General features: G+C 31.9%; 24 protein-coding genes. 9 read left to right on the forward strand and 15 right to left on the reverse strand.

Annotation, left to right across the window (positions count from 1 at the left end; genetic code table 11):
• Positions 1–19: 19 nt before the first annotated feature.
• Complete coding sequence (locus FJV36_RS05295; RefSeq protein WP_158727762.1) at positions 20–421, reverse strand: DUF2721 domain-containing protein; 402 nt, start codon at positions 419–421, stop codon at positions 20–22.
• A gap of 158 nt (positions 422–579) precedes the next feature.
• On the opposite strand from FJV36_RS05295, the gene FJV36_RS05300 reads away from it, so the two are divergent.
• The 6 genes from FJV36_RS05300 to FJV36_RS05325 all read left to right on the forward strand — a co-directional run bounded on the left by FJV36_RS05300 (position 580) and on the right by FJV36_RS05325 (position 5,734).
• Complete coding sequence (locus FJV36_RS05300) at positions 580–2,094, forward strand: DUF2254 family protein (protein ID WP_158727763.1); 1,515 nt, start codon at positions 580–582, stop codon at positions 2,092–2,094.
• A gap of 339 nt (positions 2,095–2,433) precedes the next feature.
• The gene (locus FJV36_RS05305) at positions 2,434–2,604 is read left to right on the forward strand and encodes a hypothetical protein (protein WP_158727764.1); all 171 of its coding nucleotides are present in this window, start codon (positions 2,434–2,436) and stop codon (positions 2,602–2,604) included.
• 2 nt (positions 2,605–2,606) lie between these two features.
• On the forward strand, positions 2,607–2,909 hold the full coding sequence (locus tag FJV36_RS05310; protein ID WP_158727765.1) for a hypothetical protein: 303 nt from the start codon (positions 2,607–2,609) through the stop codon (positions 2,907–2,909).
• The gene (locus FJV36_RS05315) at positions 2,890–3,738 is read left to right on the forward strand and encodes a DUF6671 family protein (RefSeq protein WP_233264514.1); all 849 of its coding nucleotides are present in this window, start codon (positions 2,890–2,892) and stop codon (positions 3,736–3,738) included. The genes FJV36_RS05310 and FJV36_RS05315 overlap by 20 nt, the downstream gene beginning before the upstream one ends.
• Before the next feature lie 3 nt (positions 3,739–3,741).
• Positions 3,742–4,701, forward strand: a complete 960-nt coding sequence (locus FJV36_RS05320) for an L-threonylcarbamoyladenylate synthase (protein ID WP_158727766.1) — start codon at positions 3,742–3,744, stop codon at positions 4,699–4,701.
• A gap of 73 nt (positions 4,702–4,774) precedes the next feature.
• Positions 4,775–5,734: a sodium-dependent bicarbonate transport family permease gene (locus FJV36_RS05325; protein WP_158727767.1), complete on the forward strand. Its 960-nt coding sequence runs from the start codon at positions 4,775–4,777 to the stop codon at positions 5,732–5,734.
• A gap of 310 nt (positions 5,735–6,044) precedes the next feature.
• Here FJV36_RS05325 and FJV36_RS05330 read toward each other — a convergent pair whose 3' ends face one another.
• From FJV36_RS05330 to FJV36_RS05390, 13 genes are all read right to left on the reverse strand, one after another.
• On the reverse strand, positions 6,045–9,296 hold the full coding sequence (locus FJV36_RS05330; RefSeq protein ID WP_158727768.1) for a S41 family peptidase: 3,252 nt from the start codon (positions 9,294–9,296) through the stop codon (positions 6,045–6,047).
• Positions 9,297–9,742: 446 nt separating this feature from the next.
• A complete protein-coding gene (locus tag FJV36_RS05335) occupies positions 9,743–10,201 on the reverse strand; it encodes a DUF4440 domain-containing protein (RefSeq protein WP_233264515.1) in 459 nt (152 codons plus the stop codon).
• 129 nt (positions 10,202–10,330) lie between these two features.
• Complete coding sequence (locus FJV36_RS05340; protein ID WP_158727769.1) at positions 10,331–10,897, reverse strand: hypothetical protein; 567 nt, start codon at positions 10,895–10,897, stop codon at positions 10,331–10,333.
• A gap of 360 nt (positions 10,898–11,257) precedes the next feature.
• A complete protein-coding gene (locus FJV36_RS05345; RefSeq protein WP_158727770.1) occupies positions 11,258–12,031 on the reverse strand; it encodes a DUF3667 domain-containing protein in 774 nt (257 codons plus the stop codon).
• A 738-nt stretch (positions 12,032–12,769) separates the two neighbouring features.
• On the reverse strand, positions 12,770–13,510 hold the full coding sequence (locus FJV36_RS05350) for a DUF3667 domain-containing protein (RefSeq protein WP_158727771.1): 741 nt from the start codon (positions 13,508–13,510) through the stop codon (positions 12,770–12,772).
• 208 nt (positions 13,511–13,718) lie between these two features.
• Complete coding sequence (locus FJV36_RS05355) at positions 13,719–14,429, reverse strand: hypothetical protein (protein ID WP_158727772.1); 711 nt, start codon at positions 14,427–14,429, stop codon at positions 13,719–13,721.
• Positions 14,430–14,504: 75 nt separating this feature from the next.
• The gene (locus tag FJV36_RS05360) at positions 14,505–14,705 is read right to left on the reverse strand and encodes a DUF4177 domain-containing protein (protein WP_158727773.1); all 201 of its coding nucleotides are present in this window, start codon (positions 14,703–14,705) and stop codon (positions 14,505–14,507) included.
• A 353-nt stretch (positions 14,706–15,058) separates the two neighbouring features.
• On the reverse strand, positions 15,059–15,358 hold the full coding sequence (locus FJV36_RS05365; protein WP_158727774.1) for a type II toxin-antitoxin system RelE/ParE family toxin: 300 nt from the start codon (positions 15,356–15,358) through the stop codon (positions 15,059–15,061).
• A complete protein-coding gene (locus FJV36_RS05370; protein WP_158727775.1) occupies positions 15,358–15,603 on the reverse strand; it encodes a type II toxin-antitoxin system ParD family antitoxin in 246 nt (81 codons plus the stop codon). The genes FJV36_RS05365 and FJV36_RS05370 overlap by 1 nt, the downstream gene beginning before the upstream one ends.
• Before the next feature lie 292 nt (positions 15,604–15,895).
• Positions 15,896–16,195 carry a type II toxin-antitoxin system RelE/ParE family toxin gene (locus FJV36_RS05375; protein WP_158727776.1) on the reverse strand — a complete coding sequence of 100 codons (300 nt, stop codon included), beginning with the start codon at positions 16,193–16,195 and terminating at the stop codon, positions 15,896–15,898.
• Entirely contained in the window at positions 16,195–16,485 is a 291-nt protein-coding gene (locus tag FJV36_RS05380) for a type II toxin-antitoxin system ParD family antitoxin (protein WP_370514370.1), read from the reverse strand. The genes FJV36_RS05375 and FJV36_RS05380 overlap by 1 nt, the downstream gene beginning before the upstream one ends.
• Before the next feature lie 132 nt (positions 16,486–16,617).
• A complete protein-coding gene (locus FJV36_RS05385; RefSeq protein WP_158727777.1) occupies positions 16,618–17,217 on the reverse strand; it encodes a transposase in 600 nt (199 codons plus the stop codon).
• Positions 17,218–17,272: 55 nt separating this feature from the next.
• Entirely contained in the window at positions 17,273–17,908 is a 636-nt protein-coding gene (locus FJV36_RS05390) for a DUF4372 domain-containing protein (RefSeq protein WP_233264516.1), read from the reverse strand.
• A 126-nt stretch (positions 17,909–18,034) separates the two neighbouring features.
• Between FJV36_RS05390 and FJV36_RS16555 the strand changes: the two genes are divergently transcribed.
• Genes FJV36_RS16555 through FJV36_RS05400 form a run of 3 tightly spaced genes read left to right on the forward strand, consistent with a single transcriptional unit; the run spans position 18,035 to position 20,051 of the window.
• The gene (locus tag FJV36_RS16555) at positions 18,035–18,166 is read left to right on the forward strand and encodes a hypothetical protein (protein ID WP_255470335.1); all 132 of its coding nucleotides are present in this window, start codon (positions 18,035–18,037) and stop codon (positions 18,164–18,166) included.
• 5 nt (positions 18,167–18,171) lie between these two features.
• Positions 18,172–19,056: a hypothetical protein gene (locus tag FJV36_RS05395; protein WP_158727778.1), complete on the forward strand. Its 885-nt coding sequence runs from the start codon at positions 18,172–18,174 to the stop codon at positions 19,054–19,056.
• The gene (locus tag FJV36_RS05400) at positions 19,053–20,051 is read left to right on the forward strand and encodes a hypothetical protein (RefSeq protein WP_158727779.1); all 999 of its coding nucleotides are present in this window, start codon (positions 19,053–19,055) and stop codon (positions 20,049–20,051) included. Before FJV36_RS05395 ends, FJV36_RS05400 begins: the two co-directional genes overlap by 4 nt.
• A 257-nt stretch (positions 20,052–20,308) precedes the next feature.
• Here the strand turns inward: FJV36_RS05400 and FJV36_RS05405 are convergent.
• Positions 20,309–20,472 (reverse strand): IS3 family transposase (locus FJV36_RS05405; RefSeq protein ID WP_158980888.1); only part of this gene is annotated, 164 nt, incomplete at its 5' end.

The following is a 20,472-nucleotide window of genomic DNA, read 5'->3' on the forward strand; positions in this document are numbered from 1 at the left end:
ATAAATCGTACAGCTTTTTTTATAGCGTTTCTTTTTGAACTAAATCACTTAAATGCAGGCGCAAAGCATTGACCGAAATACAAATTTCCCAAAACGATAAAGCCAAGGAAATTAGTAAACCTAGCAAGCTAAGGCCAAATAGGTAAATACCAGCTGTTTGTTGTTGTAAAAACAAAAGTAACATAGCAAATACACTCAAAAAAAGACTTAATACTCCCGCCATTTGCATATTTCTAATTAAAGTGAGGCGCAAGTTTAGGTTTCTTATTTCCAGTAAAATCAAGTTGTTTTCTTTTTCTTTATAAGTTTTCTTTAATCCACGAACAATAGTTGCAATGGTTAAGAAACGGTTTGTGTAAGCTAGTAATATTAATGAAGTGGCACCAAAAAGGAGTGCAGGTGTTTCTATTTGTAAAATCATTTGATATTGTTTTAAATAAAAATGTAGAACAGCAAAGTTAATGGTCAATTATTTTTTGATAAAAATCAGCAATAGTTGTATTGTAAAATTACAAAAATATAAAGCCATCAGGATTTATATCATCAATTATATTAAATTTACTTTCTTAATAAAAAGATATGCCGCATACATTGAAATACAAGTTAAAAAACATATTGATTCACCAACTAAAAGATTTAGGTACTTTTCTAGGAGTTTTATATGCTGTAGTTATAGGTTCGGCTGTAATGATTTTAGAGTATTCAGTAGATTTTGGTTCCTTTTTTAATATTGATATTGTAGACACTTACACAAGGTTAATCTCTGTTACGAATGTTTTGATTTCGATACTTATAGGTATATCTCTCACTACATTTTCGGTTATTTTTGTTGTAATGCAGTTGGCTTCCTCACAGTTTTCGCCTCGTATTTTAAGGCATTTTTTAATTAGCGATTTTAAAATGCAAAAGTTTATTGGGCTTTTTGTAGGAACCATTTCACTGTGTATTTTACCGCAATTTGCTTCTGTTTTTTGCCCGAATACTCCATTTTTAGGAACACTTGCTGTAGGGACTTTATTGGCTTTTTATGGTTTGTCTTGGTCTTATCCTAACATGATTACCTATTTGAGTATCAATATGAATGTCTCAAGTATTACCAATAGAATCAAAGTAGACATGATTGAGGAAATCAATGTTCTATATCAAGAAAACTGGAAATTGGGTAAAAATATATCATATAAAAGAGCAGAAATTCATCCTGATAAATTCAAAGTATCTGTTGTGAGTCCATTTGACTCAGGGTATTTAGATAGCGTTAATTATGTTAAATTAAAGAAAGTTACAGCATACATTTTACGATCTGAAGTAGGATTTTGTTTCGAAAATACGTACCAAAAACCCATTGTTGGAGAGTTTATAATGAAGGGAACCACTACATTATTGACATTGGTTTTTGACCAAGATCTGACTTCTGTACAGGTTCAAGAATTACAAAAACAAGTTGGCGCCATTGTAAAAGATGCTTTTCAGGTGGAACAATTTAGAAGCCACACTCAAGATATTAATTTTGGCGTTCGTAAACTCGTTGATATTGCCATAAAAGCCATTTCTCCAGCCGTAAATGACCCTACTACTTGCCTCAATTGCATTGACCAAATAGGAGAAATTGCCAAAGAATTAGCCATTAAAGAATTTCCATCAACGGATGCTAAATCACTAAAATCCGAGCACATTCAAGTAAATGAATTCAATTTTGAAGAGTTTGTAGATTTTTGTTATGATCAAATCTTTCAGTGGGGCAAGGAAGATCCTACGGTTATCAAACGAATGATTCGATCCATTAGAATCATACTTCCCTTAGTTGAGAATCCTTTTCATCTCAAGGTGTTGATTCAACAGGTTGAGGATATGGAATTAGCTGATATTTATAATATGACCAATCATGCAAATGGTACTTTGAAAATTTCGAAAGAAAAACTGGTTACCATAGAAAATGAGCTGCTACAGTTCAGAAAAAAAGCAAAGCAGCAAATTTTGAGATTACAGCAAAAAGGAATTTTGTCCTTTTATGAAGCTAATCGTGTCTCGGTTAATGAAGCAATTTGCTCTATGCAGTTTGATGCTATTGCTTATTTAAACGCCTATAAGCAATAAGGCTGTTTTTATTTTGTGTCTTATACTTCTTTGTAATTGTCAGGACACGATTAATTTTTCTAAATAAAATGCAACCATAATTTCTATTTGGGCTCTTTTTTTGTTGCTTATTTTAAAGTTTCTTCACCTTTTTATTGATTTTTTTACACTCTTATTTTAATTTTTTTTTATTCCTATTTTCTAAAATAATTTATTCTTGGCCGAGAATCAATTTCTTATGGGGTTTATGAACGCTCCAAATACTACTCATTAAATTTTCTTATATATGTCATTATAAATATAAATAAAAATTTATAATACAACCATGATACATTTGCAGCACTAAATAAATGTGTTTGTATGAGAACTAAATTTAAAATTAACGGAAGTCTACTTGTTGCAGCGTTCTGGTTACTAACAGGTTTTGTGTTGAACCTCGTTGTACCTCAAAATTTACTTTTTACTTTGATTTTAGGTTTAGGAATCGTGTACAGCGTTTACATTTTATCAAAACAAAATAATTTAAAATAATCATGAAAAAAGAGTATCAATTTAAATTAGTTGAAGGGCAGTTTGAACCTACAGAAGCCGGGAAAGTATTGTTTTCATTGATCAATAGTAAAATCAATTACCACAATTTAGAACAATTTAGTAATGAAATTAGGTTTAACCAAGACCATTTGCATTCTAAAAGGAGGAAAGAAACATTACAAGAAGCTTCTGATTATATTAAAGAATTGATTAAAGAGGCCGATGCAAATAATATGGAATTACATGTAAACGGTGTAATCCAAATGGAAATGCGACCAAAATCCAATGAATACAAAAATGTTTAATGGAAGGTCGTTATTAATTGCCACAAAACATCAAAAAGAAAAGGTAATAGCACCTATTCTTGAAAACGGAATAGGGGTTACGTGTTTTGTACCTTCAAATTTTGATACGGATGTTTTTGGCACATTTTCTGGAGAAATTAAGCGAAAGGAATCGGCAGTGGCAACTGTTCGGGAAAAATGTCTAGCAGCAATGAATGCCTTTGATTGTGATTTAGGTCTTGCTAGTGAAGGATCTTTTGGTCCTCATCCGTCTTTGTTTTTTGCGCAAGCAGATGAAGAATTCCTCATTTTCATCGATAAAAAAAATGATCTAGAAATCATTGTTAGAGAACTTAGTTTAGATACTAATTTTTACGGTGAGACCATTACGAGTTATGAGGCATTGAAAATGTTTGCTCAAAAAATTCATTTTCCATCGCATGCAATTATTTTACGAAGTAGTGCAACTGATGATAAAGCAGTCATTAAGGGTATAACCAATGAAGATTGTTTAAAAAAATATTACAACCATATCATGGAGATACACGGTACTGTGTATGCCGAAACGGATATGCGAGCGCATTACAATCCCACTCGAATGCATGTTATTGAAACGGCTGCTCATAAACTGTTGCAGTCCATTCAATCTTTATGTCCTGAATGCATGACTCCTGGATTTGTGGTGACCAGCGCTAAACCAGGTTTGCCATGTTCTTGGTGTGCAAATCCTACTCGGTCTACCTTAAGCCACATATATTGTTGTAAAAAATGCCAGTACACACATGAAATTAATTTTCCGTATCAAAAAATGACCGAAGAACCTACTTTTTGTGATTACTGTAACCCCTAAATTATGAGTATAATTAACAATTCCATTCAAAAAGCTGTTGCGTTATTAAATCAAGATGAAGTAATAGCGATTCCTACTGAAACGGTATACGGATTAGCAGGAAATATTTTTAGTCCAAAAGCAATAGCATCTATTTTCAGTATAAAAGAAAGACCTTCCTTTAACCCGCTTATTGTTCATATAAAATCAGTTGAAAGTTTACCATCTATAGCTAGAGAGATTCCCGAAAAAGCAATGCTACTAGCAAATGCTTTTTGGCCTGGACCACTAACTATGGTGTTAAAAAAGCAACCTCAAATTCCAGATTCGGTTACAGCTGGTAAAGACACTGTTGCAATACGAGTGCCTAATCATAAGGTTACTTTATCACTTTTAGAGCAACTGGATTTTCCATTGGCAGCACCCAGCGCAAATCCTTTTGGATCTATAAGTCCTACTCAAGCGGTTCATGTTGCGCATTATTTTGAAAATAAATTACCTATGATTTTAGAAGGAGGTAGTTGTGAAAGAGGAATTGAATCTACAATTATAGGGTTTGAAGATGGTGAACCCGTTCTGTATCGTTTGGGATCACTAGCAATAGAGGACTTAGAAGCCATCATTGGTCCACTTAAAACAATAGCGCATGACGAAAAAGCACCGCCTGCGCCAGGAATGTTGTCACGTCATTACGCACCTAATACTACCACGTACCTTACAGATACGATAAGTGCAGATGTAGCCAAATTTGCAAATCAAAGAGTGGGAGTCTTGACTTTTAAACAAGAGATACAAGATCCATCAATTTGTGCCCAAGAAGTTTTGTCAATTTCGGGTTCAATGTTAGAGGCAGCTTCAGGATTATATGCTGCACTGCATAGATTGGATGAAAAAAATCTAGATGCTATTCTAGCAGAGCGTTGCCCAGATAGCGGACTTGGGAAAGCCATTAACGACAGATTACAACGAGCTACCAAAAAGTAATTTTTATAACACTAACAAACAATTATATCAATTCAATTGTATGACATTCATGCAATTGTCAAAAAACTAACTTATGAATTTAAATTTATTAATAGATAATTTAACAAATCCAGCATTACTCTTTTTTGTTTTAGGAATTATTGCTGTTTTAGTCAAAAGTGATTTGCAAATCCCTGAGGGAAGTTCTAAGTTTATTTCTTTATACCTTTTATTTGCCATTGGATTTAAAGGCGGTCAAGAGCTAGCACACAGCCATTTTACACTTGATATAGTATGGTCCATATTTTTTGGTGTCTCAATTGCTCTGATCATTCCATTGTATTCTTTTTTTATTTTAAAGAAAAAATATAGCATTGAAAACGCGGGAGCCATTGCTGCCACTTATGGATCTGTAAGTGCAGTAACATTTGTAACCGCGGTTTCGTTTTTAGAATTGCAGAATTTCACTTTCAGTGGTCATATGGTTGCTGTTATGGCATTGATGGAAGCTCCGGCTATCATTGTTGGTGTCATCTTAATTAGATTGTTTAGTGCCGAGAACGTTTTAAAAACTAAGATGTCAACAATTATTACCCATTCTTTTACAAACGGAAGCGTGTTGTTAATTTTAGGGAGTTTGTTCATCGGTTTTTTGGCGAGTGAGCAACAAGCTTTAGGTATTAAACCCTTTACCACCGATATTTTCAAAGGATTTTTAGCGTTGTTTCTGCTTGATATGGGAATTGTAAGTGGCCGTAAATTGGGCGATTTCTTTAAAAGTGGCTGGTTTAGTTTTGCATTTGCCGTAGTAATTCCTTTAATCAATGGAAGTGTTGTTGCCTATTTGAGTCATTTTGTAACAGAGGATATCGGGAACCGTTTCATCTTTTCTGTCTTAGCGGCAAGCGCGTCGTACATTGCGGTTCCAGCGGCTATGAAAATTGCGGTTCCTAAAGCAAATCCTGGAATCTTTTTGCCAATGGCGCTAGCAGTAACATTCCCTTTTAATATTACCTTTGGGATGCCAATATATTTTGCCATTATTAATTGTTAATTTCGGTCCCAATTATTGAGTAAAAAAAAGAGGTAGCTTTTTGAGGAGGGCACTGAAAAAGTCCCTATTTTCAAAAATCATTAAAAAAAGTGATTAAATAAGGCTTTGATTTTATTTAATCGTCTTTTTTTAGTCAAATTTAATCTTCTTAGATTACAAGGGGTTTGTAATAACTAAAAGGAGCGAAACCATTGTGTTTTCGCTCCTTTTTAGTTATTTTCATTTTCCTTATTCGAGGGACTTTTTCAGTGCCCTCCTTTTTGAGCTACCTCTTTTTTTGATGAAAATTAATCTTTCAAGAATAGAATAATTATTTAATCGTTTTCAGCATTTCTTCAACAGCTCTTTCTAATTGTTTGTCTTGTCCGTTCAAATAATCTTCGTATTTCATAGCAACGGGAATATCTGGATTTACTTGCAAGTTTTCAGTAGGTCTGTTTTCTTTTCCGATAGTAGCTACCATTGGAATTCCGAAAACTAAAGAAGGATCAATTTGAGTTTCCCACCAAACTGCGGTTCCTGTTCCTGGTACTCCCATTCCAATTAACTTCCCGATTCCGTTTTGTTTGTACACGTATGGGAAAATGAAAGCGTCTGAATAATTGCCTTCGCCCATTAATACACAGCTTGGTTTGGTCCATCTCCCTAATGGTTCCGCATCTTTCAAGCGGTTGCCTTGCGGTGCAAATTCAAGGTAGCGTTTGCCACTCAATAACGTATTTAAATCGTCGTGTAACCAGCCACCACCATTAAAACGAGTGTCTACAATCAAAGCTTCTTTTTCGAAATTTTTACCCATCACTTGGTCAAATACTTCTCTAAAACTGCCGTCATTCATACCTTGTACGTGAACGTAGCCTACTTTACCATTACTCAATTTTTCAGTAATTTGATTCATCTTGCGAATCCAACGGTTGTACATTAAACCCGATTCTTCACCAAATGAAATCGGTTTTACACTTTCTTGAAACGCAACACCATTAGCATCTACACCTGAAATTAGGATTAGTTTACCTGTTCTTCTGTTCAAAAATTTAGCCCAATCTGTTGTTGCAGTAATTGGTTCGTTGTCAATTTTATTGATAGTGGCACCTGCTTTTAGCTTTGAGCCTGTTTTATCAAAAGGTCCGCCTACAATAACCTCTGTTATTTTTAAACCATCTGCGGCGTTTTTTTCATCGTATAGTAATCCCAAACAAGCCGTTACATCCATATTAGGGAAACTAGCACTGTAACGTCCACCTGTGTGCGAGGCGTTAAGTTCTCCTAAAATTTCGCTCAATAATTCTTGAAAATCATAGTTGTTATTGATGTGTGGTAAAAATTTAGCATAGGTGTCTTTGTACATTTTCCAATCTACACCATGTAATTTTGGATCGTAAAATTTCTTAGCGGTTTGTCTCCACATGTGATTGAAAATGTAGTTACGTTCTTGCTCTGTATTTAAAACCATCTCAGCCGATACGGGGATTCCAGTAATTTTTCCGCTTTCTGTATCAATTTTCGATAAGCCTCCTTCGTTTCTAACAAACAATGTTTTGTTGTCTTTGCTCAAAAATAAAGTACTTGGAGATGATCCTAGTTTAGCTAAAATTTTAGTTTCTTTTGTTTTGGTATCGGTTACCCAAAGGTCGAATCCTTTTTCAAAAGAAGCTAAATAAAACAATTTACTTCCGTCATCATTAAATACAAAATCAGCAATAGATGAACTGTTGATGGTTACACGAACTTTTCTAGTTTCAAGATCAATCAAATCCGGATTCCAAACTACAACTTCCTCTTTTTTAGGAGTGTCTTTTTTGTTTTTATCAGTGCTAGCAGCTGTTTTTTTGTCTTCGGCTTCTTTCTCTTTGTCTTTTATTTCTTTTGCAAGAGCCGCTTCTTCTTTGGACAATTTGAAATTTTCAAAGTCTTTTTTATCGAAAAATACGGCGTATACATCAAGTTCTCTGCTGCCTTGGTTTGCCAATGATTTGCGACCTTCTTTGCTGCTCAGCCAGGCTAATGCTTTGCCTTTTATTTGTTGTTTGGCTGCATCTTCACCAAAACCACTCATAATTGGGTATTTTGTTTCGGAGCCATCGGCTTTGATCATCGCGGTATGCGTAGCATTAAAATTACCCATGCTATCATCTACGAAAAGCCATTTACTATCATCGCTCCAGTTGTAACCAAAATCGCCATCAGAATAACTGTGGTTTCTACCTTCTGGTAAAATGGTTCTTGTGGTTTCGTTGGCTAAATTGTACACACGAACAATATTGCGATCTTCAATAAAAGCAATTTCTTTTCCGTCTGGGCTAAATTTAGGTAAGAACTCCTCTTTATCAGAAGGAATTAATTTTTCTTCCTTGATTAAAGTAGCAGCGTAAAAATAAGCTTCTTCTTTTCGTTCCACTTTTGCCGTAAATAAATCCCAACTGTCACCACGTTCTGAGGCGTAAATAAGGGTTTTACTGTCTGGTGACCATTGCACGTGGCGCTCTTGTTCTGGTGTGTTGGTAATTCTTTTGGTACTTCCACCGTCGGCATTGGTCACAAAAATTTCACCTCTAGAAACAATTGCAATTTCTTTTCCGTTCGGGCTTGGCACAAACTCTGAAATAGAACCTGCAATAGGTACGTTTTTCTCGACATTGCCTTTACCATCATTTTGGATCGTGATTTTTACTTTTTGTGGACTTTGACCTTCTTTCAAAGTATAAATTTCTCCGTCTTGCGAAAAGCACAAAGTATTGTCTTGTGCAACACTTAAATGGCGTACCGGATTGTTTTTGAAAGTAGTTATGGCAGTTGCTGTTTTAGCAGATAGGTTTTGCTTAAAAATATTTTGATTGCTGCCGTCAGCTTCGCTCAAAAAGAAAATATGTTGATTGTCGTTGCTGTACAGCGGCTCGCGGTCTTCACCTTCGTAAGTGCTTAGCTGCGTATATGTTTTTTTGTTGACATCAAATACCCAAATATCACGGGTTACACTGCTGGTATGGTGTTTGCGTAAGGCATCTTCATATCCTTTGCGGTCTTGAAAAATAATTTGGTTTCCTGCTGCGTTGTAGCGAGCATATTCTATTCCGCCCTCAGTAACCAATACTGGTTTTCCGCCAGTTGCTGCAACTGTGTAAAGGTTTTGAAATAAGCGAGGCGAATAAAAATGGATGTTGTTGTTACTCGTTTGACGGCTAGATCCAAATAAAACCTTTTTACTATCAGGTGAAAAATCATATGGATAATCAGCCGCTGAGTTAAAGGTTAATCGGGTAGGAGTTCCTCCAGTTACGGGTAGCGTAAATACATCAAAATTACCGTAACGGTCACTAGCAAAAGCAATTTGCTTTCCGTCTTTGCTCCACACAGGCATCATGTCATGTCCTTCATGAATGGTAATAGGAACTGCAGTGCCACCTTGGGCATTAACTACATAAATATCGCCTTTGTAGCCAAAAGCAATGTTTTTTCCATCAGGAGAGAGCGCAGGATGGCGCAGCCAGAGGGCATCTTGTGCAAATGATACTGAGCTTGCTACTAACAATAAGCCACAGTATAATGAAGATTTTAAGTTCATAGTTTATTAGAATTTAGTTCTTCATTTAGTAGCTAAAAAACCTGTTTTGTTACAGGTTTGCTTTGTTTTTTTGAGATTTTAGAAAACAGAAAAAGAGAAGACTTTATTTAGTTGGGCTCTCCTTCACTTGCCAGCGTTGTAAAGACCGATAGTCGCACAACTACCGCGATGTAAGATGATAATAAATTATTATGAATTTAATGTTTTACTTTTTTTCTAACTAATTTGCAGGTAGATTGATTCAGAAAAATAAAGTAGTCTTCTGTAGAATCTTTTAGCTGTTTTTTATTTTTTTCTTGCTTTGATGACACTAATCACAAGAGAACCTCATTAAAATCTATATCTAAAATTGTTGGGTCATTATTTCTAAATTATTCATTCTACTGTTAAGATAGACAGTATTGGCCTTTGCGGTTCTTTTGTAAGCTAGGTGTTTCATAGCGTTTTTACTCACTTTTTACTCTAGTAGAATGTAACATATCAAACTTCCAGCCTTTATCGGTTAAAATGGCCGTGGCACTTTCCAGCCAATGTGCTTTTCTAATAATTTTATCATCAACAGAAATGGTTGCATAGTTGTGGTAAGCCACCCAAGCCGTTTTGTTGGAAACTTTGATGTCTATAATTTCAATAGTATTTACTCTTTTTGGCATGGGTAAATTGAGTTTGGCTGTATTCAAATACTTTGTAATGGTATCGTTATTCCATACTTCTCCGTGTTCCAACAGCAAGAAATCTTTGGTGTAATATTTCTCAATGTTTTTAGCTTCTAATTTGGACCAGATTTCATCAAACGATTCGAGTACTAAATTTTGAATCTGTTTTTTGTGGGTTTCATTTGAAACTTGACCGAATGCTATTGAATTAAAAAACAGCATCAAAAGTATGGTGTTAAGTGTTTTCATTTTTGTTGGAATTAATTAAATTTTACTACGGAATTTAGAACTACATTAAGCTATTTTTTGATTGCTTCGATCTATAAAATTTGCCTCATTTCAAACACTACGACTTTTTTTATAAGCTAAGTAAGTTAGCTATTTTTTTATTTTGATGTCCAATCCAAACATTAAGTATCCAAGAACAAAACCTTTATTACCAATTTGTAAATTTAGCGGCTTTATTTCATACGAAAACCTACTTCCGGGTGAGTTTATTCTAATTCCAATTCCAGCAGTTCCACCAAAATAGAGCTGGTTGAAATATCTTGAATTTCTTATGTTATTTTCGCCACCAGTTCCAAATAAACCTCTTGAATAGTTTAAAAATCCTCCTGTTGTTATTAATAAAGAAACTGATTTGTATTTAATCAAATCATAATTCACATTCATCCCAAGTGAAGTTATTCTAAAATATTGTTGCCGAGTATCTGTTATTCCGTTTGAATTAAAACCTCCATATAATAAATTAGGATTAATTCTGAATTTTTCTTTTTTTCCAAAACTTTTTTGATAACCTATTGAATAAACAAAACCTAATCCACTTTCTTCGATTCCTTCATTTACTCCTATGCCAATTCCAGTTTTAATTGAGCTTCTTGTAAATTGATTTTCTTGCGCATTAATTTTTAAGGAAAATAGGACTATTAAAACTAGTAATTTCATCTTTTGTACTATCATTTTTCGTTCTCTTTTTTTAAAGTTACGGTCGACTTGTGTTTATATTCACTACAAAATTTTGACTATACACTTATAGTTGTGTCGATTTTTACTGTTAAATTGCGTAGTGTATTAAATGTATAAATAATATTTTTATTACAAATATCCAAAAATGGCTTTTAATTTTTTTTGCATTAAATATGTTCTTTATCAAGAACGATTTCTATACCAGAAATCAACAAAATACTTTCTATCTATCCCTTTTCTAACATTCATGAAAGCTTCATACCAAGGCGTTACTTCGTCGTTTTTGTCTTTTGTATAATGCTTACTAATTTAATAAGCTTTGTAGTAGCAGAAATAATTTTATGCATTGAAGTGTAATTTAATGGATGTAGTATTAGTAACGATTTTTGCAATAAGTGACAGTATGACTACAATTTCAAAAAACACAAGCGTATAAAACACAATTATTCTCCATATAAAACCTAACATGGAATACTTTTTATAGGCTGCGTTAAAATAGACCCAAAAAGGAAACAAAACAATCAAGAAGAAATAAATGATTGTTAAAATACCTAAAAAGGATTTAATTTCCTCAAATACTCTCAAAAGTGAAAACAAGTTGACAAATAAACACAAAACCAATATTCCCAACAAATTTATTCCTGCAATGATGAAATGTTCCGCTAGGTTGATTTTTAATCTTTTGAAAATCAGAAAAGCATTTATCGCAAATAACGGGACTAATCCAAATAGAATTAATTTTACATTATTCGATAAGAAGTTCATTAATTGTATTCCTTCATTTGTATTTTTAGAAACTGATGGCAGATTCAGGTCATGATAATAATGCACCGTTAGAATATTCAAAGCGATTATTATCAAAGTGAGTGCAAAAACATTGTAGTAGTTTACTCTTTTGCCATTAATGTAATCCAAAGCTGCTTGCCCAGGTCTTGTAAATGTTTCTTTTAAAGTAAATAAGATTCCTTTTTCTAAATGGAACACACCGTGTATAATATCGTGGGCAAAAAAATGCTTTAAGGTTATGGCGTGTGTATTGCTTTTTTGACCGCAATTCTGACAATAATTACCAGAAACATCTTGTTCACAGTTTAGGCATTGTTTGTTCTCCATAGGTTACTATTTTGCTTTTTAGAATAGGTTATATTTTGTAAGTAAAAGTAATAATTTATTGTCTCTAAATAAAAAAGCTTTCAAGAATATTACCTGAAAGCTTTATTGAAATTATTTCGTGTAGTCTTGAAATAGCGATACATAAAAAGTACTGTTATAGAAAATCATCAACAAAGAGTCCGCTCTACGAAGTCTTCTTTTTTAGAAAAAATAATATTTGAATTGGGTGCTATGCGAATGTCTTTTATTTCGCTTGCTCTGCAGCTCAAGATTTAAAGAACGTTTTTTTTAAACACTTCGATCAGCTAGGGGACATTCGCTAGTAGCCTACAGTTTTAAGAATATTTTTTTAATAACACTTCGAGCAGCGGGGTTACATTCGTGCAGCAGCCCAGATGTCTAAGAACGTTTTTTAGAACACTTCGAGCAGCTGGTCATTCATTTTCGATTTGTATTTTTTACTTTCACTTTTTTTTTCGAATTATAATTCTGATAATTTTTTTACGTTTCCGTTGGTAAAATCTAACTTTTACGTTTCGGACGTAAAACTCACGGCTGCGCAAATTTTTTAAGAACACTTCGAGTAACTGGGGACATTCGCACAGCAGCCTGCAGTTTAAGAACGTTTTTTTAAATACTTCGAGCAGCTGGGGACATTCGAACAGCAGCCTAAAATTTTAAGAACGTTTTTTTTAAATACTTCGAGCAGCTGGGTTATCGTTAGTGCTTTTTATTTGGTTAATTAAAATATTTAAGTCCTATTGTGTTTAAGATATTGTTAGTTATTTGCTTTGCCAATAAATACAAAAAAGCAATAATAATTACTCGCATAATTAATTGATATTTTTTCAAACCAAAAACTGAAAAATATTGATAGTAAAAAAATATAACATACAAAAATGTTAGAGCTACAACAAAATAGTTTACACCTAAAAGAAAATCTTTGTTAGTGGTAAAAATCATAGAACAGAATAGTATAAAACTAATTATTAATGTTCCGCATGACATATATAAGTTGAGGACTAGGTTTTCCGTATAATTTTGTTTACTTTTTTTAAAAAACAAATAACTTGTAAAAGATATAAATGGTATGTGAAGAAATATTGTAAATTTTGAATACTCTTTTAATACTTTTAAAAGACCTTCTACTGTTTTTTTATCATCATATAATTCTGAAGCATTTATTTTTGTCCATTTTTTAATAAAATAGCCTATTGTCATTAAAAGAATAGTTGTTGCAAAATAGTTGAAGTGCTTTATTCTTTTTCCTTGCACATATTCTCTAATACTGTGTCCTGGTCTGATAAATAGTTCTTTTATCGTATAAAAAAAGCCTTTGTCAAAATGAAATATTCCGTGAATAAAATCGTGTTGAAAAACGTGCGATAAAGAAAATCTATGAGTTGATGTTGCTTGGCTACAACTACTACAAAACTTGTCTATAATTTCTTTATTGCAATTTAAGCAGTTGTTTGTCATTGGTCAGTTGTAATATTTTGTCAATATATGCTTTCTTTTTTACTATTGCGTCTGCGATGGTATTACTCGCTCTGCAGCTCAAGATTTAAAGGTCGTTTATTTTAAATAATTCGATCAGCTTGGGTGCGAAGTCAGAGACATTCGAACAGCAGCCTAAAATTTTAAGAACGTTTTTTTTAAATACTTTGAGCAGCTGTGTGTTTTTTTATTAGTGTAATTTGTATTCTTTAGTAATTATTTCTCTAACCTCTTTTCCTTTTTCATTTAATGTAATCAAGCGTTTGTGTAAACTTACTAGGTTAATCCTCCAAAAAAACCTACTTGAGTAAGCTTCATTTAATAAATTTTTCCCGCTTTCAGTGATAGGAATAGCCGCAGAATTTTCGTTTTGGAGTTTTATTAAATCAAAAAACTGACCATATAAAGTATTGTTTGAAGCAATCGTATTCATATTAGTTTGTGTAATATACAGTAATCTTACAGCTTGGTCATATTCCATAATTTTATCAGAAACTTTTTTGTTTCTAATAATTCTTAAAGAACCACTACTTTTTAGTTGTTGAATTGTTCGATCATTCTGAACAAAATCGGGAAATCCAAGAGTGGATAACCATAATTTATTAGCCTTATTTGAATTTTCTTGGATGTTTTTTGAAGTTATTTCTTTTAATAAACTATTTATTAAAGTTATTCTATTTCTTAAATCGATTTGTAAATTTTCAGTCTGCTTAACATCAGCAGAAATATCTTCAACGATAGAATGAATATACTCCTCCTCTCTATGATTTTCTATCATAACTTCAAGTCTCCATTCTGCGAGAAATCCGCAAAAAACAGCAAAAAATAACATTAAAAATTCTCGGATATAAGATTTCCAAGTTTTTTTTCCTTCATGATGTCCATGGTGATGTACTTCCATATAGTATTATACTTTAAATAAGTTTTTTAAATTAAAATTTTGTTTTGAAAACGTTCTGTCAATAAGAATTGTTGGTTAAACATCTTTTTCAAAATACAAAAAAATATAAATTGCTAATCCAAAATTTGTTGAATTTGTGGTAGTCAATTTGTATCCATTTTTAGAATATTCATTAAGTTTTTCTTGAATTTCTTGTTTGGATTTTTTTGCAATGTGATTTTTATCAAAAGAAAATTTTGAATAATAAATTAAGGTTTCTACTTTATAGTCTTTCATTTTTTTGTGATTCTAGTTTTTTAAAATTATTTCCAACTCGTAAATAAGCGCAATAATACCTCCCAAAACCACCCAATCTAGCGGGATTGCAGTAGTTTCATTTTGTCTTGTTCTTTTTTCAAATATACTAAAATACTCTTACAAAATGGATTTTCTAAAAACGAGTTTTTTAGAAATTTTATGATAAAACTAACGTTGATAACAGCGAAAATTCTTCGCGGCGGTTTGTTGTCTATTGTAGTTGGTGCGAAGTCAGAGACATTCGCACAGCAGCCTCGAATTATATGAACGTTTTTTTTAAACACTTCGATCAGCTGGGAGCCGTCTAATCGATTAGCAGATGGCTTTTTTATTTATTCCGCTAATCGGTTTTCAATATTCATTCTTTCGTGTAAAATTCTAACGACTTCAATTTCATTTGCTTTGTCTTTTTTAAAGAAAATTAAATGTGATTTTACTTTTGAGTAGCTATATGATTTTCTAATTTTCCCACAGTCACGAGCCATATCTAAATTATCGACGATATATTCAATTTCGTCAATGATTAAGTTATAATATCGATCTGCTTGTTCAACAGACCAATTTTCGGCCGTATAAATCCAAATGTTATTAATGTCTTCTAATGCCTTTTCACTAATTATATACTCTGGCATTATTTTTGAAAATTAGCTTTGAGCATTTCGAGATTTTTATTGCGATCAAAATCTCTGATTTTACTACTCTTTTCACCAATTTTTAGTTCATTGATTAGAGATTTTGTTTTAATTTCTTCTTGCTCAAAAGCTCTTAAAGCAGTTCTAACAACTTCACTTACTGAACTATATTTTCCTGTAGAAATTTGTTCATTGATAAAGTTTTCAAAATAGTCTCCTAATAATATTGATGTATTTCGTGCCATAATTTTTATTTTATCAAAGATACCAATAATTGGTATTAAATTGAATTTTTTTCGATTTTTGCGCAAAAGTTACTGCTAACTAGCTGCTACGCCAATGTCCTTGACTTCGCATCCCAATTTTAGCTTATAGCCACTCACATTCGCACAGCAGCCTACAGTTTGTAAGAACTTTTTTCAAACACTTCGAGCAGCTGGGACATTCGCACAGCAGTCTGCAGTTTGTAAGAACGTTTTTTTTAAACACTTCGATCAGCTGGGAGCCGTCTAATCGATTAGCAGATGGCTTTTTTATTTATTCCGCTAATCGGTTTTCAATATTCATTCTTTCGTGTAAAATTCTAACGACTTCAATTTCATTTGCTTTGTCTTTTTTAAAGAAAATTAAATGTGATTTTACTTTTGAGTAGCTATATGATTTTCTAATTTTCCCACAGTCACGAGCCATATCTAAATTATCGACGATATATTCAATTTCGTCAATGATTAAGTTATAATATCGATCTGCTTGTTCAACAGACCAATTTTCGGCCGTATAAATCCAAATGTTATTAATGTCTTCTAATGCCTTTTCACTAATTATATACGCTGGCATTATTTTTGAAAATTAGCTTTGAGCATTTCAAGATTTTTATTGCGATCAAAATCTCTGATTTTCCTACTCTTTTCACCAATTTTTAGTTCATTGATTAGAGATTTTGTTTTAATTTCTTCTTGCTCAAAAACTCTTAAAGCAGTTCTAACAACTTCACTTACTGAACTATATTTTCCTGTAGAAATTTGTTCGTTGATAAAGTTTTCAAAATAGTCTCCTAATAATATTGATGTATTTCGTGCCATAATTTTTATTTTATCAAAGATACCAATAATTGGTATTAATTTCAATTTTTTTCGATTTTTGCGCAAAAGTTACTGCTAATGTTCTCGCGCTACAGCGGGGGTGTCATCAGGACTGAGTGCTGTGCGAATGTCTCTGACTTCGCACCCATTCCTATATGTCGTTTTAATTTATCAAACTCAATATTCATTGTATTTGGTAAAATTATTCAAATTCAGAACATCAATAATGGGAGTGTCTGCTTTTTCTATTTTCAATAATCCTGAATCGGAAACATAATTACTGGCACTGGAATAAACATAATGAGAAGCTTTCTCGACAATACCAGCCCTAACGGGATTCAGGTGAATATAATCTAGCTTTATCCACATAAATTTGTTGCTATACACTTCTTCTGGATGATTGCCATATTGCCAAAACTGATAATTTTTGTTTCTGGAATGACTTTCGGTTTCCAATTTAAAGCGTTCCAACATCCAATCTCTTCTGCTTTCAGGGCTATTTTGAATTTTTTCTAAAATTGATTTGGCTGTAAATTTTTTGAAATCTCTAATTAAGTCAGATAGTGTTGCTTCTTGTGATTGTATTATCATGTGGATATGATTACTCATTATAACATATCCGTACAAAATCATTCCTTTATTTTGGATGCAATAATCTAAACTTTCAATTATTACATCTTTATAAGTTTGTCTTGTAAAAACATCAATCCAATCTACAACAGTGATAGTTATAAAATGCGGTAAAGTTTGGTCTCTAATTTTATATCCTTCTGACATTGCTTTTTATCAAATGTAATTATTTATCGTGTAATTAAAAACTGGGGTTTGTTGCCTATTGGAGTGGGTGCGAAGTCAGAGACATTCGCACAGCAGCCCAAAATTTTAAGAACGTTTTTTTTTTAAATACTTCGAGCAGCTGGGGAATTTCGTAAGCTCCCTTATTATCAGCTGTTTTACCGTTGGTGATATTGATATATGCAGGCAAATTACCATCAAAACCAAGCAGTGTATGCATTTTAACAGCTCCTTTGGCTCTCTTGTATTTTGCCCAATCAAACAAACTTAAGCATAAACTGATGGTAGTTGAGTCTAATAAAAAAATCTTTGATTTTATTCTGAATTTCACTTGTTTAAATCTAGGATGCTGTCCTAAACTTTGTAGCAATTCAAAATAATATTCTTTAAAGAGCTCATGTGAACGATTTTTATTTTGATAACTAATTGAAGATTTTGAGGGAGCTTTGTTGATTCCAAGATGATTTAAGTTCCCTGTAGCCGAACGAAGCCCGTTGCTTATATCTCGAACAGATTGACTCTTGGCGAACTGGCAGAAAAGCATTGAAATTAAATGATTCCAACTACTGAATCCTTTATTGTGTTTGTCGGCTTGTTTCTTAGCAACAATTTTACTGAATTTTGAACGGTCTAATTTTGAAATTATTTGAGAAAACAAAGTTATATTTGACATAGAAGAGGGCTTTTTTGTTGTGCAACTCAAAGTTAATTTGAGATACAAAAATTACCCTCTTTTTTTGAACTTTTTTTAAACGTTTAGGACGCTATTGATTCAAAACATAATGTAAGATGGGAAGCGATGAGAAATTTAATAAATTTGAATTTTGAAGAAGGAATTAAAATGCTTAAAACATTAGAAAATGACCCTCACCCAGAAATAAAAAAAGCAGTTATAGATACTTTTAAATTAATAGAAAATCAATCAAACTAAAATATATGGCATTATCATATGACCTAACAACAACAGAAGAAATTTCTTTTAAAGAATTTCTAGAAATTGTAACTAAAACTGTTAAAAAAGAAGATGTTTCATCTTTAATAGATTGCGTGGAACCACTTCAAAAACTATCTAATAATAGAACTTTTCTTTCAGAATATGTGAATAATGAATTAAATAATTATGTAGAGTTTCAAAATAACAATGGTTATTCTGCACAAACTTTAATGTTACATAATAGTCCTTTCTTTTACGTTAGAGCAAATGCTTGGGAAAAATTAGCAAGTAATAATAAAGAAATAAAGGAACAAGAAGACTTATTTTTCTTTTTAAGAGCTCACGATCATAACTTTTCATTTCTAACAGTTGGTTATTTAAATGATGGTTATACTACTGAAATATGGGAGTATGACAATGATGAGATAATAGGTTATCCAAATGAACAAGTAAAATTAAAATTTTTAGAAAAAACAACTTTGCCACAAGGTAAAGCTATGATTTATCGTGAATCCAAAGATATACACGCACAGTATCCGCCAAATGAGTATTCTATTTCTTTGAATATTATTTTAAACTCATTTAACACATTAAGAAAAGAGCAATATTATTTTGATTTAAAAAATAAAAAAATTGCTGGATTAGTTCCATCTGGAGGCACAGGAAAACATTTAATACTTGAATTAGCAAAACAATATAACACTCCTGATACGTTTCCTATAATTGAAAACATTGCAATTAATCACGAAATCCCTTATGTGAGAGCAAAAGCATATGAAACTTTATCAATATTATCTGGAAATGACAAAAAATATTGGCAACAAGCACTTACAGACAAACACAAAATAGTTAGTGGACACGCAAAATTAATATTAGAAACTTTATGATAAAAAAATATAGTTCTTTAATTATTTTTGCCGTAATAGAAATTATTTTAGCATTAATCGCCAATATTAGTTCAGTTACAAATAACTCACTTTTAATTTCAATATTAACAGGTTTATTTTTGATAGGCTCACCAGTTATATATTATTTACTAACACGAAAAAGGCAAACAGAATTTACTTCTTGGTTTGTCTTTTACTTGGTTTTTAAAATAGCTCCATATTTGTTTTCAATGGAAAACAATTTTTTTCAAACAATATTTCAATTTAAAATCTACTTAAATATTTTATTCCTTTTCTATTTAGTATTTAAGGCAATATCATTTATTAAAAATTTCAGAAAAAATGTTACACAAAAAAAAAATGATAATATAGATGAATACACATTTATTTCAAATTCTTTACAGGAATCAGTAAAATTTAAAAAGTTAGGAAAAATGATAGCTTTTGAAGTTTGCTCTTTTTATTATTGCTTTATTAAATGGACAGAAAATAAAAATACAGACACATATTTCACGGGTTATAAAAATAGTGGTGTAAGTGCTATATACATCGGATTAATGTTTGTTTCTATTGTCGAAGCTGTTGGAGTACACATTTTGCTGATTTCGTGGAATAAAAATTTCGCAATTATTTTTCTTATACTTCATGTTTATTTGTTAATAAATTTAACAGGACATTTAAAAGCTATTTTTTTTAGAAGACATTTTATTACAAATCAAAAAATTATAATTCGTTATGGTCTTTTTGACACATTAGAAATACCAATAAACACTATCGATAAAATAACTAAATATGAAGGCGATTATGAAAAAAACAAAGAACTTGTGAAATTTGCATTGTTAGGAAAATTAGAACCTCACAATATCTTACTAGAACTTAAAAACAATATGCAAATAAACTTGCCCTTTGGAATAATAAAAAAACCAAAAAGAGTATTATTTTATATTGACAATGTAAGTGAATTTCTAAAAACAATTACAGACAAAATGGAATAAATACAAAGGCATTTTGCAAGAGTTACTACAGCGGATTTGGTAATTGGTTTAATGGGAAGTTGGTTTTGTATTTGAAAATATTTGGCGAAACCCAAAATAAGGCTTAATTTAGTACCAAACTACTTGTAACAAGAAAACGTTATGAACTAGTTTAAAAAAGAGAATTTCAGCTAAAATCAGGTTTTCAAAATCCATTTAGTTACGTAGTGTTTTGACCCCTATAAAACAAGAGTATTATTCTAAATTTCGATTATTATTTATGCGGTTAATTTTTTCATTAAAATTAGATGCTTATCCTGGTTCCATTTTTCTATTGGTGTAATGCGTCCTAAAAGGCCATGTAGCCTAGTATTATTATAGAAGATTACATATCTTTTTAATATTAGCTCAATTTCTCCAAAAGTTCTATAATCAACTCTTT

The sequence above is a fragment of the Flavobacterium sp. I-STPP5a genome, from assembly GCF_009764685.1.
In the GTDB taxonomy this organism is placed as follows: Bacteria; Bacteroidota; Bacteroidia; order Flavobacteriales; family Flavobacteriaceae; genus Flavobacterium.

Bases quoted from the DNA above. Each gene is read 5' to 3' on its own strand.
- FJV36_RS05295 (WP_158727762.1), bottom strand. From the start codon at position 421: ATGATTTTACAAATAGAAACACCTGCACTCCTTTTTGGTGCCACTTCA.
- FJV36_RS05300 (WP_158727763.1), top strand. From the start codon at position 580: ATGCCGCATACATTGAAATACAAGTTAAAAAACATATTGATTCACCAA.
- FJV36_RS05305 (WP_158727764.1), top strand. From the start codon at position 2,434: ATGAGAACTAAATTTAAAATTAACGGAAGTCTACTTGTTGCAGCGTTC.
- FJV36_RS05310 (WP_158727765.1), top strand. From the start codon at position 2,607: ATGAAAAAAGAGTATCAATTTAAATTAGTTGAAGGGCAGTTTGAACCT.
- FJV36_RS05315 (WP_233264514.1), top strand. From the start codon at position 2,890: ATGAATACAAAAATGTTTAATGGAAGGTCGTTATTAATTGCCACAAAA.
- FJV36_RS05320 (WP_158727766.1), top strand. From the start codon at position 3,742: ATGAGTATAATTAACAATTCCATTCAAAAAGCTGTTGCGTTATTAAAT.
- FJV36_RS05325 (WP_158727767.1), top strand. From the start codon at position 4,775: ATGAATTTAAATTTATTAATAGATAATTTAACAAATCCAGCATTACTC.
- FJV36_RS05330 (WP_158727768.1), bottom strand. From the start codon at position 9,296: ATGAACTTAAAATCTTCATTATACTGTGGCTTATTGTTAGTAGCAAGC.
- FJV36_RS05335 (WP_233264515.1), bottom strand. From the start codon at position 10,201: ATGAAAACACTTAACACCATACTTTTGATGCTGTTTTTTAATTCAATA.
- FJV36_RS05340 (WP_158727769.1), bottom strand. From the start codon at position 10,897: ATGAAATTACTAGTTTTAATAGTCCTATTTTCCTTAAAAATTAATGCG.
- FJV36_RS05345 (WP_158727770.1), bottom strand. From the start codon at position 12,031: ATGGAGAACAAACAATGCCTAAACTGTGAACAAGATGTTTCTGGTAAT.
- FJV36_RS05350 (WP_158727771.1), bottom strand. From the start codon at position 13,510: ATGACAAACAACTGCTTAAATTGCAATAAAGAAATTATAGACAAGTTT.
- FJV36_RS05355 (WP_158727772.1), bottom strand. From the start codon at position 14,429: ATGGAAGTACATCACCATGGACATCATGAAGGAAAAAAAACTTGGAAA.
- FJV36_RS05360 (WP_158727773.1), bottom strand. From the start codon at position 14,705: ATGAAAGACTATAAAGTAGAAACCTTAATTTATTATTCAAAATTTTCT.
- FJV36_RS05365 (WP_158727774.1), bottom strand. From the start codon at position 15,358: ATGCCAGAGTATATAATTAGTGAAAAGGCATTAGAAGACATTAATAAC.
- FJV36_RS05370 (WP_158727775.1), bottom strand. From the start codon at position 15,603: ATGGCACGAAATACATCAATATTATTAGGAGACTATTTTGAAAACTTT.
- FJV36_RS05375 (WP_158727776.1), bottom strand. From the start codon at position 16,195: ATGCCAGCGTATATAATTAGTGAAAAGGCATTAGAAGACATTAATAAC.
- FJV36_RS05385 (WP_158727777.1), bottom strand. From the start codon at position 17,217: ATGTCAGAAGGATATAAAATTAGAGACCAAACTTTACCGCATTTTATA.
- FJV36_RS05390 (WP_233264516.1), bottom strand. From the start codon at position 17,908: ATGTCAAATATAACTTTGTTTTCTCAAATAATTTCAAAATTAGACCGT.
- FJV36_RS16555 (WP_255470335.1), top strand. From the start codon at position 18,035: ATGAGAAATTTAATAAATTTGAATTTTGAAGAAGGAATTAAAATGCTT.
- FJV36_RS05395 (WP_158727778.1), top strand. From the start codon at position 18,172: ATGGCATTATCATATGACCTAACAACAACAGAAGAAATTTCTTTTAAA.
- FJV36_RS05400 (WP_158727779.1), top strand. From the start codon at position 19,053: ATGATAAAAAAATATAGTTCTTTAATTATTTTTGCCGTAATAGAAATT.